Here is a 26,390-nt window from a genome sequence, read left to right as displayed (position 1 = left end):
GCCATGCGCGATCTGCAATTGTGAGGCAGGTGGCCTGTCCGTATATTAGCCGGCTATGTCGAGAAGGGCAGCGCCCGCCTGCAGATAGTCGCCTTCCTTGACGATCAGGCGAACTTTGCCCGCCTTGGTGGCGACAATCTGCGTCTCCATCTTCATGGCTTCCATGACGGCCAGAAGATCGCCTTGCGAAACCATGTCACCGTCTTTTACCTTGAAGGATTGCAGGGTGCCGGAAACCGGGGCGGTGATTTCGCCTTCCTTTTCCTTGGTGGCGGCGGTGCCGGGAACAGCCGTGCTACTGCCACCAACCGCACCGAGGCTGGAGAGCAGCAGGCTGGGCAGACCGACCGATACGCGCTTGCCGTCGATTTCCAGAAAAGTGCGGGTGACGGAAGGGTCGTCGGCCGGTGCCGGGCGTTCCATGGCATCCGGCATGGCGGCGAAGTCGGTTTCGATCCAGCGGGTGTGAACCTTGAAGCCGTCGGTGCCGATGAAATCATCAGTCTCGATCGCGGCGCGATGGAAGGGCAGGACGGTGGCGATGCCTTCGATACGGAATTCTTTGAGCGCGCGGCGGGCGCGGCGCAGAACCTGATCGCGGTCGGCACCCGTGACGATGAGCTTCGCCATCAGCGAGTCGAACACACCCGGCACGCTGGAGCCGCTGACGACGCCGCTATCCACGCGAATGCCGGGACCGGAGGGTGCGTCGAAAAGCGAGATCGAGCCGGGGGTCGGCAGGAAGCCCCGGCCGGGATCTTCGGCATTGATGCGGAATTCCATCGAATGTCCACGCGGTTCCGGCGTTTCGAGGACCCGCAGCTTTTGGCCCTCGGCAATACGGAACTGCTCGATGACGAGATCGATACCGGTGGTTTCTTCGGTAACGGGATGTTCCACCTGCAGGCGCGTATTGACCTCGAGGAAAGAAATCGTGCCATCGACGCCGAGCAGGAATTCGACGGTGCCGGCGCCGGAATAACCGGCAGCGGCGCAGATAGCCTTGGCAGCCGCATGGATTTTCTGCCGCTGTTCGTCGGACAGGAACGGGGCGGGAGCCTCCTCGATCAGCTTCTGGTTCCGGCGCTGCAGCGAACAATCGCGGGTGCCGAGGACGAGCACATTGCCATGCTTGTCGGCCAGAACCTGCGCCTCGATATGGCGCGGCCGGTCAAGGAAACGCTCAAGGAAACATTCGCCACGGCCGAAGGCGGCCGTCGCCTCGCGCACGGCGGATTCGTAGAGATCGGCGATCTCTTCCATCTTCCACGCAACCTTCAGGCCGCGTCCGCCACCGCCATGGGCCGCCTTGATGGCGACGGGCAGGCCGTGTTCTTCGGCGAAGGCGGTGACTTCGGCGGCGGAAGCGACCGGGCCGTCACTGCCGGCGACCAGCGGCGCGCCGACGCCGGTGGCAATGCGCCGTGCCTCTACCTTGTCGCCCAGTGCCTCGATGACATGCGGATCGGGGCCGATCCAGATGAGGCCGGCATCGAGAACGGCACGCGCAAACTCGGCGCGCTCGGACAGGAAACCGTAACCGGGATGCACGGCATCTGCGCCGGCGCGTTTGGCAATCGCGATCAGCTTGGCGATATCGAGATAGGTCTCGGCGGGACGCACGCCCTCCAGCGCATAGGCCTCATCCGCCAGACGGACGAAGAGCGCTTCCTGATCGGGATCGGCATAAACGGCGACCGATTGCACGCCGTAATCGCGACATGCGCGGATGATGCGCACCGCGATCTCGCCGCGATTGGCAATCAGCACTTTTTTCATCGCTCTTCTCCTCGGAATTCTGTGTTCTTGGCCGCGATTTCGGCGAAGGGGCCGATCGGGCGGAATTTGATTTTGGCGTTCACCGGGATCTGCCCGGCAAGATCGAGATGATATTCGGCGACAGCACCGATGACGGGATAACCGCCCGTCAGCGGATGGTCGGCAAGGAACAGAACCGGCTGGCCGCTATGGGGAATCTGGATCGCTCCCGTCGCCGTGCCTTCGCTCGGCAATTCGGCGCTGTCCCTGCGTTCCACCGGCACTTCGCCGGCAAGGCGGATGCCGACGCGGTTGGATTGCGGGGTGACCTGCCAGAGCTGGTCGGTCAGGGTCTCGATACCTTTCTGCGTGAACCAGTCCGTTCGCGGTCCGAGAACGACGTCCAGCGTAACGACCTCACCCGTTGCCGGCGCTTCGAAGGCCGGAACCTCGTCGATCCATACGCTGGAAAGGCCGGTCTTCTCGCCCTTTAGGGAAAGGATGGCGCCCGCGCCCACCGGCTCGGGACCGACGATAGCAAGCGTGTCGGCGGCGAAGCTGCCCAGCACCGGCTCGACATCAAAACCGCCGCGCACCGCAAGATAACAGCGCATGCCCTTCGGCGGCTGACCGAAAGTGACCACATCACCGGGTTCGAGCGACACCGGGCCATGGGTCTTTGCCGCGAAGCTGCGATCCGTTGTGGTGATGGTGACGGGGCAGGGCGCACCTGCAATGCCGATGACGGCGCGGCTCGTGCTCTTAAAGGAAAATCCGCCGAGCGTCAGTTCGAGACATGGCGTGTTGACGGGGTTACCAACGATGCGGTTTGCGGCATTGAACGCGCCGCGATCCAGCGCGCCGGAGGCCGAAACGCCCTGTCCCGTCTGGCCGAAACGGCCGAGATCCTGGAAGATGGCGGGCATGGGGGCGGTGAGCACCTCGAAATGCGGGCCTGCTTTTGCCCAGTCTTTCCCGGCGCTGCGCGGTGCCGAGACGGGGATGTCGACCGTTTTGCCGGCCTTGTCCATGTCGAAGAAACGCACCCGGTAACCCGGCTGAAAAAGCGCGCCGGGATCGCGGTCTATATCCCACATCTTCACCGGCGTGGTGCCAATGATCTGCCAGCCGCCGGGGCTGTTTTGCGGGTAGACGCCGCTGAAGGCGCCGGCCAGCGCCACTGAACCTGCCGGAATGCGGGTGCGCGGGCTTTGCCGACGCGGCACATGCAGCGCCGGATCGCCACCGACCAGATAACCGAAGCCGGGAGCGAAGCCGCAAAAGGCCACGGTGAATTCACTTTCGGTGTGGCGGCGGATGACCTCTTCGATGCTCATGCCGGTCAATTCGGCAACATCGGCGAGGTCCTCACCGTTATAGTGGACGGGGATTTCCACGAGATTGTCCGAAGGCGCGATTTTTGCCGAGAGATCACGGCTTGCCAGCCGCGCGGCCAGCGCTTCGGCACCGATCTTCTCAGGGCGAAAGCGGATCATCAGGGTGCGGGCAGCCGGCACCGTCTCTTCGATACCTTCGACCGGATCGTTCTGAAGCGAGGCGAAAAGCGCCAGGGTTTCATCGAGATCGGCGAGTTCGACGAGAATGGTGGTGAGGCTGACGGGGAGAAAACGCATCATGTCCTCACGCGTGATAGGCTGAATCGGGAATGTCGGTAATGAACATGTGCCCGGGCGCATGGGTGATCGCAAAGGGCACGCCGGACGCCATCACGGCGGCCTGGGGTGTGACGCCGCAGGCCCAGAACACCGGAACTTCCCCCGGCTCGATCCGCACCGCGTCACCGAAGTCGGGTTTTGCAAGATCGGTAATGCCGATCTCTTCCGGCGCGCCGACATGCACGGGTGACCCGTGTACGGCCGGAAAACGTCCCGAAATGGTCGCGGCATCGGCGACGCGTGAGGCCGGGATCGGCCGCATGGAAACGACCATATTGCCCTTCAGCCGACCGGCCGGGCGACAGGCTCGGTTGGTGAGATACATCGGCACATTGCTCTTGTCGGTCATATGGCGGATTTCGATGCCCGCTTCCACCATCGGCGTTTCGAAAGTGAAGCTGCAGCCGATCAGGAAGGCGACGAGATCGTCACGCTCCGCCCAGGCTGCGGTGGCGTCAGCCGTTTCCTCGACGAGCTTGCCGTCCCGCCAGATGCGGTAGAGCGGCAGGTCGGTTCTGAGATCGGCACCGGGCGCCAGAAGCGTGGTGGGCGAACCGGGATCGGATACATCCAGCACCGGGCAGGGTTTGGGATTGCGCTGCGCATAAAGCAGGAAATCGAAGGCCCAGTCGCGCGGCAGCACGATCATGTTCGCCTGCGTGAAGCCGGGTGCAATGCCGGAAGTTGGGGCGACGAGGCCGCCGCGATAGGTGGCGCGGGCCTTTCGTGCGGCTTCGGCGTCGGTGTGGTTGAGATAGGATGTCGGTATCGTCATCGGCTATCCTTTCAGCGATTGGATGCGAAAGAGCGGATGTCGATGCCATCAGCCTCGAAACGGCGACGGATTTCCTGGGCGATGGCGACCGCGCCGGGGCTGTCGCCATGCACGCAGATGGATTGCGCTTCGATCTTTATGCTGCTGCCATCGATGGCCTCAAGCGTGCCTTCGCGGGCAAGCTGTACCATGCGGTCGGCGATTTTCGCCGCGTCATGCAACACGGCACCGGCCTCGCGGCGGGAGACGAGCTGGCCCTGAGGCGTATAGGCGCGATCCGCGAAAGCTTCGGCGACGACGGCAAGACCCGCCTTGCGGGCGAGATCGAGAATGGGCGCGTTGGCGAGGCCCATCAACACCAGCGAAGGATCGATGGCCTTGATGCCGTCAATGACGGCCTGCCCCTGTTTCGCGTCGTTGGCGATGCGGTTGTAAAGTGCGCCATGCGGTTTCACGTAACGCACCGTGGTGCCGGCGGCAGCGGCGACGCCTTTCAGTGCGCCGATCTGGTAGATGACATCGGCGATCAGTTCTTCCGAGGTCGCGTCCAGATCGCGGCGGCCAAAGCCGACGCGGTCCGGATAGGAGACATGGGCGCCGACGACCACGCCTTTTTCGGCGGCGGCCTTGACGGTGCGGTAGATACCGGCCGGATCGCCGGCATGAAATCCGCAGGCGATGTTGGCGCTGGAAACGATGGCGAGCATCGCCTCATCGTCTCCCATGCGCCATGCGCCGTAACTTTCGCCAAGATCGCTGTTGAGATCGATAGCGGCCATGTTTGCCTCCCCTTAGAGCATTTCCAGCAAAAGTACGTAGCGGTTTTGCGTCCGGAAAATGCGTAAAAACACTAGTTTATTACAGGCCAAGCAGGCCGAAGATGGTGCCGGCGGACTTGTAGCCCATGTACCATGTCAATGCGCAGGTCAGAACGCCAAGCACAAGCAGGATGCGCGGGTAACGATAGCCGCCCATCAGGTCTTCGCGTTTCCATGCGGCGAACAGGAAGATGCTGAGGCCGATGGGCAGGATGAGGCCGTTCAGGCCGCCGACGAACACCAGCATGGCGGCGGGCGGCGTGGTGATCAGCAGGTAGCAGACGAGCGAGACGGCGATGAAAACGATCGTCGCCATGTTGCGGGCACGTTCGGTCATGTCCTGCTTGAAGACGGGCAGGAATGAAACGGAAGTATAGGCCGCGCCGATGACGCTGGTGATGGCCGCGGCCCAGAAGATGATGCCGAAGAGCCGGAAGCCGAGATCGCCTGCAGCCGAACGGAAGGCCTGTGCGGCAGGGTTGGCGGCCTGGCCCGACGTATCGATGATGACGCCGCTGGCGACGACGCCGAGAATGGCGAGGAACAGCACATAGCGCATGACACCGGTGACAGCGATGCCGGTTAGCGCCGCGCGGTTGACGGCAGGCAGGTTTTCGATGCCGACCATGCCCCGGTCCAGCAGCCGGTGCGCGCCGGAATAGGTGATGTAGCCGCCGACGGTGCCGCCGACGATGGTGGTGATGGTCGCGAAATTGATCGTGTCCGGCAAGAAGGTCTGGCGGAAGGCGTCGCCCACCGGCGGCGCGGAAACGAAGGCCACATAAAGTGTCAGCACGATCATCAGGATACCGGCGAAGATGATGAACCGGTCGACGGCAAGGCCTGCGCGTTTGGAAACGAAGATGGCGATGGAAAAGATCGCGCTGATGGCACCGCCGATTTTCGGGTCCAGCCCGAAAATGGCGTTCAGGCCAAGGCCGGTGCCGCCAATATTGCCGATGTTGAAGAACAGGCCGCCGATGATGACGAGAATGGCCAGAAGATAACCGGAGCCGGGAATGGCGGCATTGGCGATGTCGGATGCGCGCATGCGCGTCAGTGTGACGATACGCCAGATGTTGAGCTGGACGACGAAGTCGATGAGGATGGAGGCGAGGATGCCGAAGGCGAAGGCGGCACCGAGCTGGGTGGTGAATGTCGCCGTCTGCGTGATGAAGCCGGGACCGATGGCGGATGTCGCCATCAGGAAGATCGCCCCCATCAGGGATGCGCGTTTTGACATCTTCATATCGGCAGTCGGGGTGAGCTTTTTCTGCTCCATGGATTTTCTCCGCTCCTGTCGCAATCCGCCCCTCGCGGATGCTTTATGCGGACGATCTTGTCCTGTTCCGTGAAATTGTCAACATTGTTCAACAATAAATAATAATCGTTCTCTTATTTTGTCTATTTGTTGGACGTTATGCGCGGGAATTCATCACGTTTTTTTCGTGCTTTGCTAATGCTTTGTGCTAAAGCATGTCGCGCAAAGTGTGCAGCGGTTTGCGATAACGACATGCGCCAACAATGGCTTAAAGCGCAAGGAGCGGGTCTGAAAGATCCGCGACACGTTTTAAGGGCAATCATGCCGTGTCCGAACATGCCTGTCACGGAATTCCCGATGCTGCATTGCTCTTAAGGAAAGGAGCGCCATGACCGAAACGATAGAGGGTCTGCCGCTTGCGGATCGATTGGCCAAGGGTATTCGCACCCTGCTGATTTCCGGCGAGTTGATGCCGGGACAGCGCCTTTCAGAGGCAGCCTTCAGTGAACGTTTCGACGTCTCGCGCAATTCGCTGCGCGAAGCTTTTCGGCTGCTGACCAAGGACGGGCTTCTGCGCCATGAGGCAAATCGCGGCGTGTTCGTCGCCGTTCCCACCATGTCCTCGGTCATCGATATTTATCGCGTGCGACGCATGGTGGAATGCGGCGCACTTCGCCAGGCGTGGCACAAGCATCCCGCAATCAAGACGATGCGGGCAGCGGTCGAGGACGCCAAGGTCAAGCGCGAAGATGCAGACTGGCTGGGTGTGGGCAGCGCCAACATGAAATTTCACGCCGCCGTCGTCGATCTTCTCGACAGCGCCCGCCTCAGCGATTTTTACGAGCGTATCGCCGCTGAACTCAGGCTTTGTTTCGGCTTGCTGAAAGATCCCGAACAGCTTCATTCCCCCTTTGTGGACATGAACAGCAAGATCCTGTCGCTGATGGAAGAGGGCAAGGCGCAAGAGGCCGGCGACGAGATGGAAATTTATCTCAATCTGTCCGAGCGGACGGTTCTGAAGGCGCTTGAACGCGCCGTCGAACACGCTTCCTGACATGACGGGCGGCAGGGTAGGAAACGACCCTTGCCGCTCCCGCCATTTTTTGCAGCCGCAGCCGATTGCCAAGTTTGCTGCGCTGCGTCATCAATGCTGACATGACGCTTCGCGACCTGACCATTCTCGTTATCGACGAAAACGCGATCCGCGCCTCCATCATCGAGGAGGGGCTGCGCGAGGCCGGCTATCATCGCGTCACGGTCATCCACGAGGTGAACGGGGTGGCGCGCACCATCGAGACGCTGCAGCCCGATGTCATCTTCATCGATCTTGAAAATCCCAATCGTGACATGATGGAGCATCTGTTCCAGCTTACCCGCACGGTCGGCCGGCCGATCGCCATGTTTGTCGATCGTTCCGATACCGCGTCCATCGAGGCGGCCGTCGAGGCGGGTGTTTCCGCCTATGTGGTGGACGGGCTGAAGAAGGAGCGGGTCAAGCCCATTCTCGATATGGCGGTCAGCCGCTTCAATGCCTTCAGCCGTTTGCAGCGGGAACTTGCCGAAGCGAAATCGGCGCTTGAGGAACGTAAGGTCATCGAGCGTGCCAAGGGCATTCTGATGAAGATGCGCGGCCTTTCCGAAGAGGAGGCCTTTGCGCTTTTGCGGCAAACGGCGATGAACGAGAAGAAGAAGATTTCCGAGATCGCGCAAAGCGTGGTCACCGCGGCCGGTCTGTTGATGTGACGAACCGCCGGTCGGACAGTGTGGAGTGAATGATATGGCGGCACCGGAAAAAACGGCCGGATCAGACAGCGGAGTAACGCAAGCCCCGGCAATCGTCGGCAGCGACCGGCAGAAAATCCTGCGCGCCGGCTTTATTCCTCTTGTCGACGCATCCGTCCTGATTGCTGCGGCCGAATTCGGTTTCGCGGAACGCGAAGGCCTTTTGCTCGATCTCGTCAAGGATGTTTCCTGGGCGAATGTGCGCGACCGGCTGGCGTTTCGGCAATTCGACATCGCCCATATGCTGTCGCCGATGCCCGTCGCCTCCATGCTCGGGCTCGGCTCCAACCCGTCGCCGACCATCACGCCCTTTTCGCTCGGACGCGGCGGCAATGCGATCACCCTTTCGACCCGGCTGTTTGCGCGAATGAAGGCTTTGACCGGGCTTTCCGAAACGGCGGGAGCGCTCGAAAATGCCGAGGCGTTGAAGCGGGTGCTCGATGATATGCGCGCCCGCGGTGAACCGACGCCGACGCTCGGCATGACATATCCGTTTTCATCGCATAATTACGAGTTTCGCTACTGGCTTGCCGCCGGCGGCATTCACCCCGATCACGATGTCAAGCTTGTGGTGGTGCCGCCGCCATTGACCTCGGATGCGCTTGCCGCAGGGGCCATTGACGGTTTCTGCGTCGGAGCGCCATTGAACATCGTCGCTGCCGAGCGCGGCGTCGGTCGCATCGTTGCGGCCAAGCAGGATTTGTGGCCTTCCGCACCGGAAAAGGTCATCGGCATGCGACCCGACTGGGCGGAAAACCAGCAGGAAACGGTCGGACGGCTGCTGACGGCGCTCGATGCCGCCGCGCGCTGGTGCGACCTTGCCGAAAATCACGATGATCTCAGCGCAGCCCTTGCCGATCCCCGCTATATCGGCGCACCGGAAGGCATCATCCGCCGTGTGCTTGCCGGTGAATTCAGTATCGACAGCCAGGGCAACCGCCGGGTGATCGACAATTATTTCATCTTCCACGGCGATCACGCCAATTATCCGCGCCAGAGCCAGGCATTGTGGATCTACAGCCAGATGATCCGCTGGGGGCAAGCGGAATTTTCACGGGCCGGTGTGGAGGCCGCCCTGTCTGCCTACCGGCCGGATATTTATCGGGCGGCGCTGGGCGACGCCAATGCACCTGATGATGCCGATATCCGCATCGAAGGGCAGGAAGAGCAGGACCGTTTCGTGGATGGCCTCGTATTCGATCCCGCCGACATTACCGGCTACGTGAACGCCTTTTCCGTGCGCACCGCCACGCCGTTTTCTCCGACTTCAAGCGAGACGTAAGCGGGGTCATGCCTTGCGGGCTGCGCAAATTTCAAGCGCAGGATTCTTCTCTTTGCACAAATGGAAGACAGAAAACACGCTGGTTAAAATTTAATCAGTAGGTCGATTTTCAAAAACACTCTTTCATTTTCAATAATATAATCTGGTTTTTATAAACTGGCACGCCTCTTGCTTCTTGTTTTTTGCACCGGTCAACGGCGATCGGGGCGAGCAAGGCGCGGCATAGGCGCTTTCACAAGACACAGACGTCGCAAGGTTTTGCTGCCCGGAACACCTCCCGTTCCGCAGGCGCAAACACCGAGCGGCGTTTTTTTATTTTCAGGTTTTTTCGCAAGCGAAAACGTCACCCGCAGAGGTGGCCCAATAAGGGGAACATGCGAATGAAAAATATATTCTCCGGCGATGTCAGCCGCCGCGCGATACTGAAGACGACAGCCACCGCCGCCCTTGTCAGCGCCGTGCGCGTGGCCTTTCCGTCCGGTGCTTTCGCAGCCACCGCTGAGCCCGAAGTGAAAGGTGCGAAAATCGGCTTCATCGCGCTCACCGATGCCGCCCCGCTCATCATTGCGGCGGAAAAGGGCCTGTTCGCTAAACACGGCATGCCGGATGTCGAGGTTCTGAAACAGGCCTCCTGGGGTGCGACGCGCGACAATCTCGTGCTCGGCGGCGCATCGAACGGCATCGATGGCGCACACATCCTGACGCCCATGCCCTATCTCATGCATACCGGCAAGGTGACCCAGAACAATGTGCCGGTGCCGATGACCATCCTCGCCCGCCTCAACCTCGACAGCCAGGGCATTTCCGTCGCCAAGGAATATGCCGAAACCGGCGTTCAGCTCGATGCTTCCAAGCTGAAGGCGGCTTTCGAGAAAAAGAAGGCCGAGGGCAAGGAAATCAAGGCCGCCATGACCTTCCCCGGCGGCACGCATGATCTCTGGATTCGTTACTGGCTTGCCGCCGGCGGCATCGATCCGGACAAGGACGTCTCGACCATCGTTGTTCCGCCGCCGCAGATGGTCGCCAATATGAAGGTCGGCAATATGGACGTCTTCTGTGTGGGCGAACCCTGGAACGAGCAGCTCGTCAATCAGGGCATCGGTTTCACCGCCTGTACCACCGGCGAACTCTGGAAGGGGCATCCGGAAAAGGCGCTCGGCATGCGCGCAGACTGGGTGGAAAAGAACCCCAACGCCACCAAGGCGCTGCTGATGGCTGTGATGGAAGCGCAGCAATGGTGCGATGAGATGGCGAACAAGGAGGAAATGTCCACCATCCTCGGCAAACGCCAATGGTTCAACGTGCCGCCAAAGGACGTGCTTGGCCGCCTGAAGGGCAATATCAATTACGGCAACGGGCGTGTGCTCGAAAATACCGGCCTGCAGATGAAGTTCTGGCAGGACCATGCCTCCTATCCCTTCCGCAGCCACGACAGCTGGTTCATCGCGGAAAACATCCGCTGGGGCAAATTCGCACCCGATACGGATGTGAAGGCGCTGGTGGAGAAGGTGAACCGCGAGGATATCTGGCGCGCGGCGGCCAAGGATCTCGGCGTCGCCGATCTTCCCGCCTCCACCTCGCGTGGCAAGGAAACCTTCTTCGACGGCAAGGTCTTCGACCCGGAAAATCCGTCGGCCTATCTCGAAAGCCTGTCCATCAAGGCGGCCTCCTGAGGAGGAGACCCGGGGTATCGCCCCTCATCCGCCAGATGCGCTGCCCAACCGGCGCGACTGAAGACCGGATGAGGGGCGAGCCCCAGACCGCAACCGAAATCAAGAGGAAATGCCCATGTCCGCATTGGCCCGAAAATTCAACGAAGAGCCGCAGCAGCCGGTAGCGCAGAAGGCAAACGTCGTGGCACTTGCGCCGAAACAGTCGCCGCGGATCGATCTGCGCAAATGGGGTGCGGCGGCGGCCCACAACATCGTACCGCCGTTCATCGTTCTCGCCATTCTGCTGGGCGTCTGGCAATTGCTCTGTTCCGCCCCCGGCTCATCGCTGCCGCCGCCGAGCCAGGTTTTCGAGGAGAGCTACGATCTCATCGTATCGCCGTTCTTCCATAACGGTTCGCAGGATATCGGCCTTGGCTGGCGCGTGCTGGTCTCGCTGGAGCGTGTGGCTTACGGTTTCGGCCTCGCCGCCATTGCCGGCATCATTCTCGGCGCTGTCGTCGGTCAGTCGGTCTGGGCCATGCGCGGTCTCGATCCGATCTTCCAGGTGCTGCGCACCGTGCCGCCGCTTGCCTGGCTGCCGCTTTCGCTGGCCGCCTTTCAGGACAGCAATCCTTCGGCCATTTTCGTGATCTTCATCACCTCCATCTGGCCGGTCATCATCAATACCGCAGTCGGCGTGCGCAATATTCCGCAGGACTACCGCAACGTGGCGCAGGTGCTGCGACTCAACCAGCTGGAATTCTTCTTCAAGATCATGCTGCCTTCGGCGGCACCCTACATCTTCACCGGCCTGCGTATCGGTGTCGGCCTTTCGTGGCTCGCAATCGTCGCGGCGGAAATGCTGACCGGCGGCGTCGGCATCGGTTTCTTCATCTGGGATGCGTGGAATTCCTCGCGCCTGCCCGACATCATCGTGGCGCTCGTCTACATCGGCGTCGTCGGCTTCGTGCTCGACAAGCTGGTGGCGGCGCTCGGCAAGGTCATCACCCGCGGCGCTGCGGCAAATTAAGAGGGCGACGATCATGAACGCTTATCTGAAGCTCGATCACATCGACAAATATTTCGACAAGGGCGGCTCGCGCGCCGAGGTGCTGAAAGGCATCAATCTCACCATCGAAAAAGGCGAATTCGTCTCCGTCATCGGCCATTCCGGTTGCGGCAAATCCACCATGCTCAATCTCATCGCCGGACTGACGAAAGTGTCTGCCGGCGCCGTTCTGCTCGAAAACCGCGAGGTCAACGAGCCCGGCCCGGAACGCGCCGTCGTGTTCCAGAACCACAGCCTGCTGCCATGGCTTTCGGTTTATGAAAACGTCAATCTTGCCGTGGAAAAGGTCTTCCGCAACACCAAGACCCGGGCCGAGCGGCATGACTGGGTCATGCGCAATCTCGATCTCGTGCAGATGGCCCATGCCAGAGATAAGAAACCCTCTGAAATTTCCGGCGGCATGAAACAGCGCGTCGGAATTGCCCGCGCGCTCGCCATGGAGCCCAAGATCCTGCTGCTCGACGAGCCTTTCGGTGCGCTGGACGCGCTGACCCGCGCCCATCTCCAGGACGCGGTGATGGAAATCCACGCCCGGCTTGGCAACACCATGGTCATGATCACCCATGATGTCGACGAGGCGGTGCTGCTTTCCGACCGTATCGTAATGATGACCAACGGTCCCGCCGCCCATATCGGCGAAGTGCTGGAGGTGCCGCTGGCACGCCCGCGCAACCGCATCGAGCTCGCATCCGACAAGACCTACCTCAAATGCCGCGAGGCCGTGCTGAAGTTCCTCTACGAACGTCACCGCTTCGTCGAAGCTGCGGAGTAACGCCCATGACGCAAAAACTCGTCATCATCGGCAATGGCATGGCGCCGGGGCGCATGCTGGAAAACCTGTTCGAAACCGCTCCCGGCCTTTACGACGTCACCATTTTCAACGCCGAGCCGCGCGTCAATTACGACCGCATCATGCTCTCGCCGGTGCTTTCTGGCGAAAAGAGCTATGAAGACATCGTCATCCACAATGACGAATGGTATGCGGCTAACGATGTCACGCTGCACAAGGGCGCGAAGGTCACCGGCATCGACCGTGACAGGAAGACCGTGACCAGCGAAAACGGCATCACGGTTTCCTACGACAAGCTGGTGATCGCCACCGGTTCGTTGCCCTTCATCATTCCCGTCCCCGGCCATCAATTGCCAGGCGTGCTCGCCTACCGCGATCTCGACGATGTGACGAAGATGCTGGCGATCGCCGAGGGCAAGGGCCGCGCCATCGTCATCGGCGCCGGTCTTCTCGGGCTGGAAGCCGCCTATGGCCTCAAGCGCCAGGGCATGGATGTCACCGTCATCCACCTGATGCCGACGATCATGGAGCGCCAGCTCGATCCGGCAGCGGCCTATCTTCTGGAAAAGGCGCTCAATGAGCGCGGCATCGACATCATCACCAAGGCCAATACCAAATGCATTCTCGGTGAGGAGAAGGTCGAGGGCATCGAGCTGGAAGACGGCCGGGTCATCAAGGGCGATATGGTGGTGATGGCGGTCGGCATCCGTCCTGCCTCGGGTCTCGCCAAGGAGGCGGGTATCGCCGTCAATCGCGGCATCGTGGTGGATGACGGCATGATGACGTCGGACGCCTCGATCTACGCGCTCGGCGAATGCGCCGAACATCGCGGCATGTGCTATGGTCTCGTTGCGCCGCTTTATGAATCGGCCCGCGTGCTCGCTGACCGGCTGTGCGGCGGTTCGGCCGAATATCACGGCTCCGTCACCAATACCAAGCTGAAGGTCACCGGCATCAACCTGTTTTCTGCCGGCGATTTCGCAGAAGGCGACGACCGCGAGGAAATCGTGCTGCGCGATGCCACCGCCGGTGTCTACAAGCGCCTGATCCTCAAGGAAAACCGCATCATCGGCGCAGTGCTTTACGGCGAGACGGCGGACGGGTCGTGGTTCTTCGACCTGATGAAGAAATCGACCGATATTTCCGCCATGCGCGAAACCCTGATCTTCGGCCAGGCCTATCAGGGAGGGTCGCCGCTGGACCCTATGGCGGCCGTTGCAGCCTTGCCGGATGATGCGGAAATCTGCGGCTGCAACGGCGTCTGCAAGGGCAAGATCACCTCGGCCATCACGTCCAAGGGGCTGACATCGCTGGACGATGTGCGCGCCCACACAAAGGCATCCGCCTCCTGCGGCAATTGCACCGGCCTTGTCGAGCAGCTGATGACGATAACGCTCGGCGACAGCTATAACCCCGCTGCCGTGCAGCCCATGTGCAAATGCACCGATCTTGGCCACGACGATGTGCGCCGTCTCATCAAGGCCAAGGGGCTGAAGACCATCCCAGCCGTGATGCAGGAGCTGGAATGGAAGACCTCCTGCGGCTGCGCCAAATGCCGGCCGGCGCTCAATTATTACCTCGTCTGCGACTGGCCGGATGAATATGCCGACGATTACCAGTCGCGTTTCATCAACGAGCGCGTCCACGCCAATATCCAGAAGGACGGCACCTATTCCGTCGTGCCGCGCATGTGGGGCGGCGTTACCTCTTCCTCCGAACTCCGGGCGATTGCCGATGTGGTCGACAAGTTCGAAATCCCGATGGTGAAGGTGACGGGCGGCCAGCGCATCGACCTTCTCGGCATCGAGAAGGAGGATTTGCCGGCGGTCTGGGCCGATCTCGGCAAGGCCGGCTTCATTTCCGGCCAGGCCTACGCCAAAGGTTTGCGCACGGTCAAAACCTGCGTCGGCCAGCAATGGTGCCGCTTCGGCACGCAGGATTCCACCGGACTTGGCATCCGCATCGAAAAATTCATGTGGGGCTCGTGGACGCCCGCCAAGCTGAAGCTTGCCGTTTCCGGCTGTCCGCGCAACTGCGCGGAGGCCACCTGCAAGGATATCGGCGTCATCTGCGTCGATTCCGGTTTCGAAATCCATTTCGCCGGTGCCGCCGGTCTCGATATCAAGGGCACGGAAGTTCTGGGTCTTGTCAAAACCGAGGATGAGGCGCTGGAGCATATCGTGGCGCTGACGCAGATGTATCGCGAACAGGCGCGCTATCTCGAGCGCATCTACAAATGGGCCAAGCGCATCGGTTACGACGAAATCCGCCGCCAGATCATGGACGATGCGGAAAAGCGCAAGGCCTATTTCGACCGCTTCGTCTTCAGCCAGAAATTCGCGCAGGTCGATCCCTGGTCGGAACGCGTATCCGGCCACGACAAGCACGAATTCAGGCCCATGGCGGCAATCGGTTTCAGTGAGGCGGCGGAGTGATAACGATGGACAGCAACTGGATCGATATTGGCGATATCTCCGACATTCCCCTGCGCGGCGCGCGCTGCGTCAAAACGCCGATGGGCAAGATCGCCGTGTTCCGCACGGCGGAAAATCAGGTCTTCGCCATCGAGGACCATTGCCCGCACAAGGGCGGGCCGCTGAGCCAGGGCATCGTGCATGGAGCTTCGGTGACGTGTCCCTTGCATAATTGGGTCATTTCGCTGGAAACCGGTAAGGCGCTGGGAGCGGATGAAGGCGAGGTAAGGACCATACCCGTCCGCAATCTGGATGGAAGGCTCTCGATAGCGCTTGAAACCCTGATGATCGCGGCGGAGTGAATTGCGATGGCAGCGGCTTTACCCCCCTCTGTCCTGCCGGACATCTCCCCCTCAAGGGGGGAGATCAATCGCGGCACAAACTTCCATTCACAACTGGCGTCGTCGCCGGCGGAGAGGAAACGGGGAGCCATCCGCTTGTCGATCTCCCCCCTTGAGGGGGAGATGTCCGGCAGGACAGAGGGGGGTAACCGCCACGCACCGAGAGGGCAAACCCATGCCCGTTGAAACAAAAACCACCTGTCCCTATTGCGGCGTCGGCTGCGGCGTCATCGCCACCGTCAACGACGATGGCGCGGTGTCTGTCAGAGGCGATCAGGACCACCCCGCCAATTTTGGCCGGCTGTGCTCCAAAGGTTCGGCTCTGGCCGAAACCATCGATCTCGACGGTCGCCTGCTCCACCCCGAAATCGCCGGCAGGCGGGCGGCATGGGACGAAGCGCTTGACCTCGTCGCCTCCCGGTTTTCTCAAGCCATTGCCGAACACGGCCCGGATTCGGTCGCCTTTTACGTCTCCGGCCAATTGCTGACGGAGGATTATTATCTCGCCAACAAGCTGATGAAGGGTTTCATCGGCTCGGCCAATATCGATACCAATTCAAGGCTCTGCATGTCGTCCTCGGTTGCCGGCCATCGCCGCGCCTTCGGGGCCGATACGGTGCCGGGCACCTATGAGGATATGGAGCTTGCCGATCTGGTGATCCTCACCGGTTCCAATCTCGCCTGGTGCCATCCGGTACTTTACCAAAGGCTTGCGGCGGCAAAGGCGGCACGGCCGGAAATGAAAGTCGTCGTTATCGATCCGCGTCGGACGATGAGCGCCGATATTGCCGACATGCACCTCGCAATCCGCCCGGATGGAGATGTGGCGCTGTTTACCGGTCTACTGGCGCATCTTTCCGATAGCCCTGCAATAGATCGCGGTTATGTGGAAAATCACACGATTGGTTTTGATGCTGCGATGCAGGCAGCAAGCGCGCATAGCCTGCCGGAGATCGCCGAGGCCACCGGCCTGACAGTCGCCGAACTGATTTCCTTTTACGAATTGTTCGAACGCACCGAAAAAGCCGTCACCTGTTACAGCCAGGGCGTCAACCAGTCGCAAAGCGGCACGGACAAGGTCAACGCGATCATCAACTGCCACCTTGCCACCGGCCGCATCGGCAGGCCGGGCACGGGACCTTTTTCGCTGACCGGCCAGCCGAACGCCATGGGTGGGCGCGAGGTCGGCGGGCTGGCCAATATGCTGGCCGCCCATATGGCTATCGAAAATGCCGAGGATCGCGACCGCGTGCGGCGCTTCTGGGCCTCGCCCGCCATCGCGCAAAAGCCCGGCCTGAAGGCGGTGGATATGTTCCGGGTGGTGGCTGACGGCCGCATCAAGGCACTGTGGATCATGGCGACCAACCCGGTGGTTTCCATGCCGGATGCCGGTGCCGTTGAGGCGGCTATCAAGGCCTGTCCTTTCGTTGTGGTGTCCGATGTCATGGCGAGTACCGATACGGCCCGCCATGCCCATGTGCTTCTGCCATCGCTTGGCTGGGGTGAAAAGGACGGCACCGTCACCAATTCCGAGCGGCGCATTTCCCGCCAGCGCGGTTTTCTCGATGCGCCGGGCGAAGCGAAAGCGGACTGGTGGCAAATGGCGGAAGTGGGCCGGCGCATGGGTTTCGGCACGGCCTTCGCCTATGGCCAGCCATCGGAGATTTTTGCCGAACATGCCGCCCTCTCCGGTTTCGAGAATGCGGGCAGTCGCGATTTCGATATCAGCGGTGTCGAACGGAATTCCTATGATGCGATGCCGCCCTTTCAATGGCCAAAGGCCGGAACGGGCGATGCCGTCGTTACCCGCTTTTTTTCGGATGGCCGGTTTTACCATGCCGATGGCAAGGCGCGGTTCATCGCCACCGCTTTGCCGGAGACCGGCAGGACATCGGCGGATTATCCGCTGACGCTGAATACCGGCCGTATCCGCGACCAATGGCACACCATGACCCGCACCGGCAAAAGTGCGCGCCTCACCGCCCATATCGCCGAACCCTTCGCCGAGCTTCATCCGCGCGATGCGCAGGCGCTGGGAATTGAAAGCGCCGATCTGGTGGAGCTGGAAAGTCCCCATGGCAAGGTTCTGCTGCGGGCGCTGGTCAGTGAGAGGCAGGCGCGCGGCTCGGTGTTTGCGCCGATGCACTGGAACGACCAGTTTGCCTCGCAGGCGCGCATCGATGTCGTGGTTGCCCCGGTGACGGATCCGCATTCGGGCCAGCCCGCCTCGAAAAACGTGGCGGTAAGGGCACGGCGCTTCGAAGCGAAGGCCTATGGTTTCGCCATCTCCCGCATCCGGCCGGATGCGCCGGATTGTGCCTATTGGGCCACGGCCAAAGCGGATGGCGGCTATCGCATGGAGCTTGCCTTTGCCGAGGAGCCGCAGGACTGGGCACTCTGGGCGCGACAGATCTTCGGCATCGAGGCCAGGGTTGAGCCGCTGGGCTACAGCGACCGGCAGACGGGCGACCTGCGCCTTGCCTTCTTCGACGGCGATATCCTGCTGGCGGCGCTGTTCATCGCCAGAGAGCCGGTGGCCGTCGCCCGCAACTGGGCGATCTCGCAATTGACTGAGCGCCATGAGGACCTGCGCATGCGTTTTGCGCTGGTTGCGGGTCGCCCCGGTGCCGGCCGCGCCGATCCGGGCGCCACCGTCTGCTCCTGCTTTAATGTCGGGGTGAACCAGATCACAGCCGCCATCCGTGAAGGCTGCCACAGCGTCGAAGCCATCGGCAAGGCGTTGAATGCCGGAACCAATTGCGGCTCCTGCCGCGCCGAAATCAGGGGGATCATCGATGGATGCCTTAAGACCGCAGCGGAATGAACCGGCCCGCATGGAAAGATTAGCCAAGTTGCCGGTCTTCTGGGGGCTTGAGGGCAAGCGCGTGGTGCTGGCGGGCGGATCGGATGGAGCCGCCTGGAAAGCGGAACTGCTGCTGGCCTGCGGGGCGGAATTGCATCTTTATTGCGAGGCAAGCGAGCTTTCGGAAAGCTTTGCAGTGCTTGTCGCAAAAAGCCCGATGCTGACATGGCATGACCGTCCGTGGGGTCCGGATATCTTCGGCGGCGCGGAACTGGCGCTGGCGGATTGCGAGACCGATGCGGAAGCCGAGAGCTTCTACGATGCCGCGCGGGTGGCCGGCGTTCCCGTCAATGTCATCGACAAGCCGGAATTCTGCCAGTTCCAGTTCGGCTCCATCGTCAATCGCTCGCCGGTAGTGGTGTCTATCTCCACCGATGGCGCCGCACCCATTCTGGCGCAGGCCATCCGCCGGCGCATCGAAACATTGCTGCCGCTTTCGCTGAAGGACTGGGGCGCACTTGCCCAAACCATCCGCGAGCACGTCAATCTGCGGCTCGCTCCCGGTGCGTCGCGGCGCTCTTTCTGGGAAAAATTCGTTGATCGGGCTTTTACCGAAAGGCTGGGTGAGGGCAGCGAGGAACGGCTGCTTGCGGATATCGGAATGCAGGCTGCGCGGGCAGGATCGGGGCGCGGCCTTGTGACGCTTGTGGGCGCCGGACCGGGCGATGCCGAACTGCTGACGCTGAAAGCGGTGCGCGCTTTGCAGGCGGCCGATGTCATCCTGTTCGACGATCTCGTTTCGGCCGAGGTGCTGGAACTGGCGCGGCGGGAGGCGAAGCGCATGCTGGTCGGCAAGCGCGGCGGCCGGGAAAGCTGCAGGCAGGAAGACATCAATGACATGATGATCCGTCTCGCCAAGGCCGGCAAACGGGTGGTGCGGTTGAAATCGGGCGATCCAATGATTTTCGGGCGCGCCGGCGAGGAGATCGCCGCGCTGGAGGCTGAAAATATCCCGGTCGAGATCGTGCCCGGCATCACCGCCGCAAGCGCCATGGCCTCGCGCCTGGGTATTTCCCTGACCCATCGCGACCATGCCCAGTCGGTACGCTTTATCACCGGCCATTCCCGGCAGGGAAAGCTGCCGGAGAATATCGACTGGCAATCCCTGTCGAACCCCTCCGTGACCACCGTTTTTTATATGGGCGGGCGAACCGCAGCCAGCATAGAGGCTTGCCTGCTCGCTCACGGCATGCCCGCTTCAACACCCGTTGCGGTCATGATTTCCGTCAGCCGTGCGAATGAGCAGCGCTGGTGCGGGCCCCTAATGGAACTCGGTGCCGCCGTCGAGAGACTGGGCGTGAACGAACCTGTGCTGATCGGTATCGGCGATGTGTTCAGCGCCGCATCCTCGAAAGCTCTTGAATGGCAGCCCGCACGAACCGCAATCTAAGACAGGCAGGGCGTAAAACCCCGTTCTAGCCTCCGGGTATCGTGGCACGATGCCGTAAAGCTCGTCCGCCTCTTCGCGCGGTCCGGGCAAAGGCCCATCCAAATCACAGATCGATATTGCGGTCCTCCATGGTTCTGGCCATGGAGGTTTTCCTGCAATGTTTTTTGATATTGCATTCAGTGCAATATATTTTACTGTACGTAATAAAAGGTGGGTAGGGCGATGACGATACCGGGATGAGGAGATGCCCCCGACCTGAAGCGCCGCCGCAGAAGACGATTGGGAGGAACGAAACCGTGCAGAGCGAAACGAAAAGCAACATGATGGTGCCGGATGACACGCCGGAGCTTCGCCAGCTTTATGCGGATTTCGAAGCGGAACATCTAAAACCGCTCTGGACCCAGATAGACGACCTGATGCCGGTGGTGCCCAATCCCAAGGCCGTGGCGCATGTCTGGAAGTGGTCCAGGCTCTATCCGCTTGCGAAACGGTCGGGCGATCTCGTTCCGGTCGGGCGTGGCGGGGAGCGGCGGGCGATCGGGCTTGCCAATCCGGGTCTTGGCGGCAGGGCCTATATCAGTCCCACGCTCTGGGCCGCGATCCAGTATCTCGGCCCGCGTGAGACGGCACCGGAACATCGCCACGCACAGAATGCCTTCCGCTTCGTCGTCGAAGGCGAAGGGGTCTGGACCGTGGTGAATGGCGACCCGGTGCGGATGAGCCGGGGTGATTTTCTGCTGACGCCGGGCTGGCATTTTCATGGCCATCACAACGATACCGACCACCCCATGGCCTGGATCGACGGGCTCGACATCCCCTTTTCCTACCAGAACGATGTCGGCTTTTTCGAATTCGGGTCGGACCGCGTCACCGATTATGCGACGCCGAAATTTTCGCGCGGCGAAAGGCTCTGGTGTCACCCGGGCCTGCGGCCGCTTTCCGGCCTTGCGGCAACCGTATCCTCGCCGATCGGCGCCTATCGCTGGGAACATACCGACCGCGCCCTGACAGAGCAGCTTCTGCTGGAGGAGGAGGGGCAGCCGGCCACCACGGGGCCGGGGCACGCGGCGGTGCGCTACATCAACCCCACCACCGGCGGCGACGTCATGCCGACCATCCGGGCGGAGTTTCATCGCCTGCGGGAAGGTGCCGTCACGCCCGGCCGGCGCGAGGTGGGCTCGTCGGTTTTTCAGGTGTTCGATGGCCGGGGCTCCGTCGTGCTCAACGGCAAGGAACACAGGCTCGACAAGGGCGATATGTTCGTCGTGCCCTCCTGGGTGCAATGGTCGCTGCGGGCGGAAAGCCAGTTCGATCTTTTCCGGTTTTCGGATGCGCCGATCATGGAGCGGCTTCATTTCGCCCGCACCCACGTGGAAGAGCGGGACCGGTGACGCGATCGGGAGGGATGGATGATGTCTTCTGATCTCACCGGTGCCCGGTTGGAACTGCGCCAACGTCTGGGGGCTGGCGCCCGTTACGATTCGTCTGCGGCGCCGGCCGCCGAATTGCGATATGCGCGGCTGGGAACTGCTTATTTTGCGAGAAAATTGAACGAACTCTCCGATGGCGAACTCGCTCTTCCTTCGCTCGTTCCCGGCTGGACCAGACGACACGTGATCGCCCATGTCGGTTTTCAGGCACGGGCGCTTGCCCGGCTGGTCGAGGCGGCGCGCCTTGGGCGGCGACGGGAAATGCTGGAAGAGCCGGAAGCGCAGAACGAGGATATCGCCTTTGGCGCGAGCCTGCCGGCCCATGCGCTGCGCTATCTTTTCAAACATTCGCAGGTGCATCTGGATGTCGAGTGGCGCGATCTGGATGAGGCGGGGTGGCGGGCGCAGGTGGAGCCGCTGAATGGCGGTCTTGTCGAGATCGCTCAGACACCCTGGCTGCGGACCAGGGAAATATGGCTCCGCGCCGTCGATCTCGACAATGGGGCCTCCCTGCTGGATGTTCCGTCCGAAGTGGTGGATCGCCTTCTTCGAGAGGCGGCGCAGGCGCTGGACATGCGTGGCCAGCCGTTCTCATTGACGCTGAAGCCGACGGACAGGGTGGCCTCCATCGTCATCGGCTCCGGCAAAAACACGGTCAGCGGCACGGCCGTCGACCTGCTTCGCTGGCTGACGGGACGCGGCCCGCGCCGCAGCCTCGTTTTCGACCGCGAAATTGCAGATCCGCCCTTCTGGCCGGAGAAGCCCTAATGCATGTCGCCCGAAGTGTGCAGCGGTTTCGGGATAACGACATGCATAAAACAAAGAGATTAAACGCGACGCGCTTTAGGCCTTCGACGAAGGCCATTGTCGCCGGCTGGATATGGCTGTTGTAAAATCGAGCAGCTGGCGCACGGCGGGATTATCCGCCGACAGGATCTGATCGGAGTTGCTGATGAGGGTAACGGCAGCTTCCGCCTCGCCCTGCCAGTTGATGACGGGCGCCGCCACCGCCCGAAGGCCGGGGACGTAGCGGCCGTCGACGCTGGCAAAACCATCGGCGCGAATGGTCTCCGCCAGCCGGTCGATGCTTGCGCCGCTGAGATCGAGGTCGGGCCAGGAGAGGCCCGCATCCATCGCACGTTCGACCTCGAGATAAAGCCGGGCGGCGGTGACATGGCGCGGCAGAAAGGCGAGAAAGACCCGGCCGCTCGAGGAGGTGAGAAGCGGCAGGCTGCTGCCGAGGCCGAAGGATGTCACCATCGGGCTCGGCGCCCGGCACCAGCGGATCACGGTCGCGCCCTGACTGCCCCATACGGTGAGCAGCACCGTCAGGCCCGTCTGTTCCACGAGGTCCGGCAGCGCATCGGCGGCCTGATTGACGAAATCGCTGCGGCCGAGCGCGGCGATGCCGAGAGAAGCCGCAAACGGCCCCAGCTCGTAACGGCCGGATCGCTGGGTCTGACGGACAAAACCGGCATGGATGAAACTGGCGAGATAACGATGCACCTTGCTGGACGGCATGGATACCGCCCGGGCGATGTCGATCAATGCGGCAGGCCCTTCGAAATCGGCAAGCGCATGCAGCACGGTCAGAGCCGCATCGAGAGCCTGAATGCCGCCGCGGGCATTGCCATTGCCCGAAGCCTCGTTGTCGACATCGTCCTCGCCGTTCATTGCATTCGCCTCCTGAATTCCTCGGATATGGGCGCGCCCTTGAGACCATTATCCGTTATGGTTGCCCATGCCCGAACCTCATAACCCTCCGCGATGATCTTTTCACCGGAAAAAATGCGATAGGCGATGCGGAACCTGCGTTCCTGCCATTCCACGATGGTGGCCTCGATGCGAAGCGTATCGTCATAGCGGGCCGGCGCCTTGAACTGCAGGCTGACATCCACCAGCGGCGTCACCGCACCGAATTCCGCCCTGTTCTGCCGTTGCCCCAGATTTTGCGAACGCAGCAGCCTTTGGAAGGTGCAATCCAGCCAATAGAAATAGTTCGGATAAAAAACGATGCCCGCCTCATCGCAATCCCCCCATTCCACCGTGATTTCCGTTGCGAAGGTTTTCATTCGTTGCACTCCATAAAATATATTGCACTATACGTAATATTCGCTAGATTGATGAAAAGCAATTGCGTGAGGGAGGATGCGCATGAAGCGGGTGGCTGTTATCGGCGGCGGGCCGGGAGGGCTTTATTTCGCCGGTCTGTGGAAAAGGCGGCATCCGGCCGACGTCGTGAAGGTGTTCGAGCACAATCCGGAAGGTGCGACTTTCGGATTCGGTGTCGTGTTTTCGGCAAAGGCCATGGATTTCCTGCGTGCCGACGATCCGGAAACAGCGGACCTTGTCACGGCCCGCATGGAGACCTGGTCGGATATCACCCTCGTCCATCGTGGTGAGAGTGTCGCGCTGGATGGCGTCGGGTTTTCGGCCATCGGCCGCCTCGACCTTATCCTGCTGCTGACGGAAAGGGCGCGCGCAGCAGGTGTGGAGCTTTCATTTTCAACGACAGTGCAGTCGGTGTCGGAACTCGATGGTTACGACCTTGTCGTTGCCGCCGATGGCGTCAATTCGCTGGTGCGCCGTGCCTTTGAAGGCGATTTCCAGACGTCGCTCACTTATCTCGATGAAAAATTCGCCTGGTTCGGCACCACCAAGCGCTTCGAAACGCTGACACAGACTTTTGTCGAGACGGAATTCGGTGCTTTCAATGCCCACCACTATCGTTATTCACCGACCATGAGCACTTTCATCGTCGAGTGCGATCGTGAAAGTTGGCTGAAAGCCGGCTTCGATCAGCTCGGCCCCGAAGACAGCAAGGCGCGCTGCGAGGCGATTTTCGCCGAAACGCTCGATGGCCACGGGCTGGTTGCCAACAAGTCCACCTGGCGCAATTTCCCGTGGATATGGAACGGGCGCTGGTCGCATAGCAACATGGTGTTGATCGGCGACGCCTTGCACACGGCCCATTATTCCATCGGATCCGGCACCCGGCTGGCGCTCGAGGATGTTCTGGCGCTGGTAAAGGCGCTCGAGGCGCATCCTGGCGATGTGCGCGATGCCCTTGAGCACTATCAGGCCGAGAGGCAGCCGGTGGTGGAAAAGCTGGTGCGGGCCGCGCGTGAAAGCGCCGGCTGGTATGCGGATGTTCCAAAACATATGCGCCTTTCGCCGGTCGATTTCGCCCATAGCTACATCACCCGTTCCGGCCGCATCGACGATGAGCGGCTGCGGTCGATGTCCCCGCGTTTCATGCAGCGCTACGACGCCTCGCGTCCGCGCCCGGCCGCCTGAAGGAGGAAGATATGACCGTTCAGGCCAAGCTTTACGAAACCCTGCCGCAGCCGCCAGAAGACGGGGTGCCGCGCAATGCCGCCGGCAGTCTCGAAATCGGCTTTTCCGTGCCGGAAATCTACAATGCCAGCGCTATCCTTTTCGATAATCTGGAAAGGGGCCGAGGCGACCATCCGGCCGTGATCGGCCCAGCCGGAACCCGCACCTATGCCGAACTCTGCGCCGATGCCTGCCGTTTCGGCAATGCCCTGATTGAAGCCGGCCTTGGCCATGGCGACAGGGTGCTGCTGTTTCTCGATGACATGCCCGCCTGTCCGGCGGCTTTGTTCGGTGCGCTTCGGGCCGGCCTCGTGCCGCTGCTCATCAACACGCTGACGCCGCCGGACCTTTTGAATTTCTATCTTCAGGATTCGTCAGCGCGTATCGCCATCGTCGATGCCGGTTTCGCATCCCGTTTCGACAAGATCGCCTGCGCCGATACGCTGCTGGAGAAGGTGGTCGTCACGAACGGTCCGGCGCCGGCGGATTGCCCGGTGCCTGCGGTCGAAGCCGAGGCGTTTGTCGCCCATGCCGGCGGGGAGCTTGAAGCGGCGCCGACGCGGCGTGACGATATGGCCTTCTGGCAATATTCCTCCGGTTCCACCGGGCGTCCCAAAGGCATCGTCCATCTGCAGCACGACATGGCTTTTACGGCGCAATCCTTCGGGCATCATGTGCTCGATATCTCGCCCGACGATATCTGTTTTTCGGTTCCGAAGATTTTCTTCGCTTATGGTCTCGGCAATTCGCTGACCTTTCCCTTTTCGGTCGGGGCGACCAGCGTTCTTGTTCCGGGGCAGCCGAAGGCCGATGTGGTCTTCGATGCGATCCGGCGTTATCGGCCGACGCATTTCTTCGGGCTGCCGACGCTGTATACGTCGCTCATCAACGCACCGGAGGCAGCCGGAGCCGATCTTTCCAGCCTGAAACTCTGCCTTTCGGCGGCGGAAGTGCTGGCCAATGAGGTGGCGGAAGCCTGGCGGGCACTGTCGGGTCACGACATTGTCGAAGGTCTCGGTTCCACCGAGGTGCTGCATATCTATCTTTCGAATACGAAAGAGATGCGGCGGCCGGGCGCTGCCGGGCTGCGTGTGCCGGGTTACGAGATTTCGCTGCGCGATCCCGATGGCAATGAGGTGCCGGATGGCGAAAGCGGTGTCTTATGGGTGCGCGGCGATTCCAACGCGCCGTTTTACTGGAACCGACCCGACAAAACCGCTGAAACCATGCGCGGCGATGGCTGGATCTACACCTCCGACCGCATGAAGCGCGATGCCGACGGGTTCTATTATTTTCTCGGCCGCGCCGATGAGTTCGTCAAGGTTTCGGGCCAGTGGGTCTATCCGCTGGAAGTGGAGCTTTGCCTCGCCGACCACCCGCTGGTGCGCGAATGCGCGGTGCTGGCGGTGGAAATGGCCGACCGGCGGATGACGCTTCAGGCTTTTGTTGTTCTAGAACAGCCGGATGCGGAAGAGGCGAGCGCCGCCGAGGCGCTCAAGCAACACGTCAAGAAGACGCTGCTGCCCTACAAATATCCCCGCAGCGTCATTTTCTTCCAGGAATTGCCGAAGACAGGAACCGGCAAGATCGATCGGCAGACCCTGCGGAAAATCGATCTGAGCGCTGAGCGCGTCCATTGAGGACACGCTGGCCCTGACAGGACCACGAGATGGTCTGACGCCGCTTTTGCGGC

General features: G+C 61.4%; 21 protein-coding genes. 14 read left to right on the top strand and 7 right to left on the bottom strand.

Annotated features, from left to right (window positions below; genetic code table 11):
- Positions 1-45 precede the first annotated feature (45 nt).
- The 5 genes from FGF54_RS20235 to FGF54_RS20215 form a co-directional block, all read right to left on the bottom strand.
- The gene (locus tag FGF54_RS20235; protein ID WP_142780915.1) at positions 46-1,779 is read right to left on the bottom strand and encodes a biotin carboxylase N-terminal domain-containing protein; all 1,734 of its coding nucleotides are present in this window, start codon (positions 1,777-1,779) and stop codon (positions 46-48) included.
- Positions 1,776-3,392 carry a 5-oxoprolinase/urea amidolyase family protein gene (locus tag FGF54_RS20230; protein WP_142781590.1) on the bottom strand — a complete coding sequence of 539 codons (1,617 nt, stop codon included), beginning with the start codon at positions 3,390-3,392 and terminating at the stop codon, positions 1,776-1,778. The genes FGF54_RS20235 and FGF54_RS20230 overlap by 4 nt, the downstream gene beginning before the upstream one ends.
- Before the next feature lie 7 nt (positions 3,393-3,399).
- Positions 3,400-4,209 (bottom strand): putative hydro-lyase, encoded by an 810-nt coding sequence (locus FGF54_RS20225; RefSeq protein ID WP_142780914.1) that lies wholly within the window; start codon positions 4,207-4,209, stop codon positions 3,400-3,402.
- Between the two features lie 11 nt (positions 4,210-4,220).
- Positions 4,221-4,988 (bottom strand): LamB/YcsF family protein, encoded by a 768-nt coding sequence (locus FGF54_RS20220; RefSeq protein ID WP_142780913.1) that lies wholly within the window; start codon positions 4,986-4,988, stop codon positions 4,221-4,223.
- Between the two features lie 79 nt (positions 4,989-5,067).
- Positions 5,068-6,309, bottom strand: coding sequence for an NRAMP family divalent metal transporter (locus FGF54_RS20215; RefSeq protein ID WP_035260452.1), 1,242 nt, complete (start codon positions 6,307-6,309; stop codon positions 5,068-5,070).
- A 367-nt stretch (positions 6,310-6,676) separates the two neighbouring features.
- On the opposite strand from FGF54_RS20215, the gene FGF54_RS20210 reads away from it, so the two are divergent.
- From FGF54_RS20210 to FGF54_RS20150, 12 genes are all read left to right on the top strand, one after another.
- On the top strand, positions 6,677-7,342 hold the full coding sequence (locus FGF54_RS20210; RefSeq protein ID WP_065656665.1) for a GntR family transcriptional regulator: 666 nt from the start codon (positions 6,677-6,679) through the stop codon (positions 7,340-7,342).
- A gap of 101 nt (positions 7,343-7,443) precedes the next feature.
- Complete coding sequence (locus FGF54_RS20205; RefSeq protein WP_003519752.1) at positions 7,444-8,031, top strand: ANTAR domain-containing response regulator; 588 nt, start codon at positions 7,444-7,446, stop codon at positions 8,029-8,031.
- A gap of 34 nt (positions 8,032-8,065) precedes the next feature.
- Positions 8,066-9,352: a CmpA/NrtA family ABC transporter substrate-binding protein gene (locus FGF54_RS20200; protein ID WP_142780912.1), complete on the top strand. Its 1,287-nt coding sequence runs from the start codon at positions 8,066-8,068 to the stop codon at positions 9,350-9,352.
- A 380-nt stretch (positions 9,353-9,732) separates the two neighbouring features.
- The gene (locus FGF54_RS20195; RefSeq protein ID WP_142780911.1) at positions 9,733-11,025 is read left to right on the top strand and encodes a CmpA/NrtA family ABC transporter substrate-binding protein; all 1,293 of its coding nucleotides are present in this window, start codon (positions 9,733-9,735) and stop codon (positions 11,023-11,025) included.
- 115 nt (positions 11,026-11,140) lie between these two features.
- Positions 11,141-12,034, top strand: a complete 894-nt coding sequence (gene ntrB / locus FGF54_RS20190; RefSeq protein ID WP_142780910.1) for a nitrate ABC transporter permease — start codon at positions 11,141-11,143, stop codon at positions 12,032-12,034.
- Positions 12,035-12,047: 13 nt separating this feature from the next.
- Positions 12,048-12,845, top strand: coding sequence for an ABC transporter ATP-binding protein (locus FGF54_RS20185; RefSeq protein ID WP_078052189.1), 798 nt, complete (start codon positions 12,048-12,050; stop codon positions 12,843-12,845).
- A 5-nt stretch (positions 12,846-12,850) separates the two neighbouring features.
- Positions 12,851-15,298, top strand: coding sequence for a nitrite reductase large subunit NirB (gene nirB, locus FGF54_RS20180; RefSeq protein WP_142780909.1), 2,448 nt, complete (start codon positions 12,851-12,853; stop codon positions 15,296-15,298).
- A 5-nt stretch (positions 15,299-15,303) separates the two neighbouring features.
- Positions 15,304-15,639: a nitrite reductase small subunit NirD gene (nirD, locus tag FGF54_RS20175; protein ID WP_003519747.1), complete on the top strand. Its 336-nt coding sequence runs from the start codon at positions 15,304-15,306 to the stop codon at positions 15,637-15,639.
- 214 nt (positions 15,640-15,853) lie between these two features.
- On the top strand, positions 15,854-18,502 hold the full coding sequence (locus FGF54_RS20165) for a nitrate reductase (protein WP_142780907.1): 2,649 nt from the start codon (positions 15,854-15,856) through the stop codon (positions 18,500-18,502).
- The gene (gene cysG / locus FGF54_RS20160; RefSeq protein ID WP_168208199.1) at positions 18,474-19,931 is read left to right on the top strand and encodes a siroheme synthase CysG; all 1,458 of its coding nucleotides are present in this window, start codon (positions 18,474-18,476) and stop codon (positions 19,929-19,931) included. The genes FGF54_RS20165 and cysG overlap by 29 nt, the downstream gene beginning before the upstream one ends.
- 323 nt (positions 19,932-20,254) lie before the next feature.
- Positions 20,255-21,322: a cupin domain-containing protein gene (locus FGF54_RS20155; protein WP_142781589.1), complete on the top strand. Its 1,068-nt coding sequence runs from the start codon at positions 20,255-20,257 to the stop codon at positions 21,320-21,322.
- Positions 21,323-21,340: 18 nt separating this feature from the next.
- The gene (locus FGF54_RS20150) at positions 21,341-22,129 is read left to right on the top strand and encodes a maleylpyruvate isomerase family mycothiol-dependent enzyme (RefSeq protein ID WP_210247441.1); all 789 of its coding nucleotides are present in this window, start codon (positions 21,341-21,343) and stop codon (positions 22,127-22,129) included.
- Between the two features lie 75 nt (positions 22,130-22,204).
- Here FGF54_RS20150 and FGF54_RS20145 read toward each other — a convergent pair whose 3' ends face one another.
- Positions 22,205-23,035 (bottom strand): IclR family transcriptional regulator, encoded by an 831-nt coding sequence (locus FGF54_RS20145; protein ID WP_142780905.1) that lies wholly within the window; start codon positions 23,033-23,035, stop codon positions 22,205-22,207.
- Positions 23,032-23,433, bottom strand: a complete 402-nt coding sequence (locus FGF54_RS20140; RefSeq protein WP_142780904.1) for a thioesterase family protein — start codon at positions 23,431-23,433, stop codon at positions 23,032-23,034. The genes FGF54_RS20145 and FGF54_RS20140 overlap by 4 nt, the downstream gene beginning before the upstream one ends.
- Positions 23,434-23,515: 82 nt before the next feature.
- Here FGF54_RS20140 and FGF54_RS27355 point away from each other — a divergent pair, with 82 nt between their 5' ends.
- A complete protein-coding gene (locus FGF54_RS27355) occupies positions 23,516-24,658 on the top strand; it encodes an FAD-dependent monooxygenase (RefSeq protein WP_168208198.1) in 1,143 nt (380 codons plus the stop codon).
- 11 nt (positions 24,659-24,669) lie between these two features.
- The gene (locus FGF54_RS27350; protein ID WP_168208197.1) at positions 24,670-26,337 is read left to right on the top strand and encodes a benzoate-CoA ligase family protein; all 1,668 of its coding nucleotides are present in this window, start codon (positions 24,670-24,672) and stop codon (positions 26,335-26,337) included.
- The last annotated feature ends 53 nt before the right edge of the window (positions 26,338-26,390 follow it).

This window comes from Agrobacterium sp. T29 (genome assembly GCF_006970545.1).
Taxonomy (GTDB): Bacteria; Pseudomonadota; Alphaproteobacteria; order Rhizobiales; family Rhizobiaceae; genus Agrobacterium; species Agrobacterium leguminum.
Note: the sequence above shows the minus strand (reverse complement) of the source record. Positions and strands in the feature narration are given on the sequence as shown.

Bases quoted from the DNA above. Each gene is read 5' to 3' on its own strand.
- FGF54_RS20235 (WP_142780915.1), bottom strand. From the start codon at position 1,779: ATGAAAAAAGTGCTGATTGCCAATCGCGGCGAGATCGCGGTGCGCATC.
- FGF54_RS20230 (WP_142781590.1), bottom strand. From the start codon at position 3,392: ATGCGTTTTCTCCCCGTCAGCCTCACCACCATTCTCGTCGAACTCGCC.
- FGF54_RS20225 (WP_142780914.1), bottom strand. From the start codon at position 4,209: ATGACGATACCGACATCCTATCTCAACCACACCGACGCCGAAGCCGCA.
- FGF54_RS20220 (WP_142780913.1), bottom strand. From the start codon at position 4,988: ATGGCCGCTATCGATCTCAACAGCGATCTTGGCGAAAGTTACGGCGCA.
- FGF54_RS20215 (WP_035260452.1), bottom strand. From the start codon at position 6,309: ATGGAGCAGAAAAAGCTCACCCCGACTGCCGATATGAAGATGTCAAAA.
- FGF54_RS20210 (WP_065656665.1), top strand. From the start codon at position 6,677: ATGACCGAAACGATAGAGGGTCTGCCGCTTGCGGATCGATTGGCCAAG.
- FGF54_RS20205 (WP_003519752.1), top strand. From the start codon at position 7,444: ATGACGCTTCGCGACCTGACCATTCTCGTTATCGACGAAAACGCGATC.
- FGF54_RS20200 (WP_142780912.1), top strand. From the start codon at position 8,066: ATGGCGGCACCGGAAAAAACGGCCGGATCAGACAGCGGAGTAACGCAA.
- FGF54_RS20195 (WP_142780911.1), top strand. From the start codon at position 9,733: ATGAAAAATATATTCTCCGGCGATGTCAGCCGCCGCGCGATACTGAAG.
- ntrB (WP_142780910.1), top strand. From the start codon at position 11,141: ATGTCCGCATTGGCCCGAAAATTCAACGAAGAGCCGCAGCAGCCGGTA.
- FGF54_RS20185 (WP_078052189.1), top strand. From the start codon at position 12,048: ATGAACGCTTATCTGAAGCTCGATCACATCGACAAATATTTCGACAAG.
- nirB (WP_142780909.1), top strand. From the start codon at position 12,851: ATGACGCAAAAACTCGTCATCATCGGCAATGGCATGGCGCCGGGGCGC.
- nirD (WP_003519747.1), top strand. From the start codon at position 15,304: ATGGACAGCAACTGGATCGATATTGGCGATATCTCCGACATTCCCCTG.
- FGF54_RS20165 (WP_142780907.1), top strand. From the start codon at position 15,854: ATGCCCGTTGAAACAAAAACCACCTGTCCCTATTGCGGCGTCGGCTGC.
- cysG (WP_168208199.1), top strand. From the start codon at position 18,474: ATGGATGCCTTAAGACCGCAGCGGAATGAACCGGCCCGCATGGAAAGA.
- FGF54_RS20155 (WP_142781589.1), top strand. From the start codon at position 20,255: ATGGTGCCGGATGACACGCCGGAGCTTCGCCAGCTTTATGCGGATTTC.
- FGF54_RS20150 (WP_210247441.1), top strand. From the start codon at position 21,341: ATGATGTCTTCTGATCTCACCGGTGCCCGGTTGGAACTGCGCCAACGT.
- FGF54_RS20145 (WP_142780905.1), bottom strand. From the start codon at position 23,035: ATGAACGGCGAGGACGATGTCGACAACGAGGCTTCGGGCAATGGCAAT.
- FGF54_RS20140 (WP_142780904.1), bottom strand. From the start codon at position 23,433: ATGAAAACCTTCGCAACGGAAATCACGGTGGAATGGGGGGATTGCGAT.
- FGF54_RS27355 (WP_168208198.1), top strand. From the start codon at position 23,516: ATGAAGCGGGTGGCTGTTATCGGCGGCGGGCCGGGAGGGCTTTATTTC.
- FGF54_RS27350 (WP_168208197.1), top strand. From the start codon at position 24,670: ATGACCGTTCAGGCCAAGCTTTACGAAACCCTGCCGCAGCCGCCAGAA.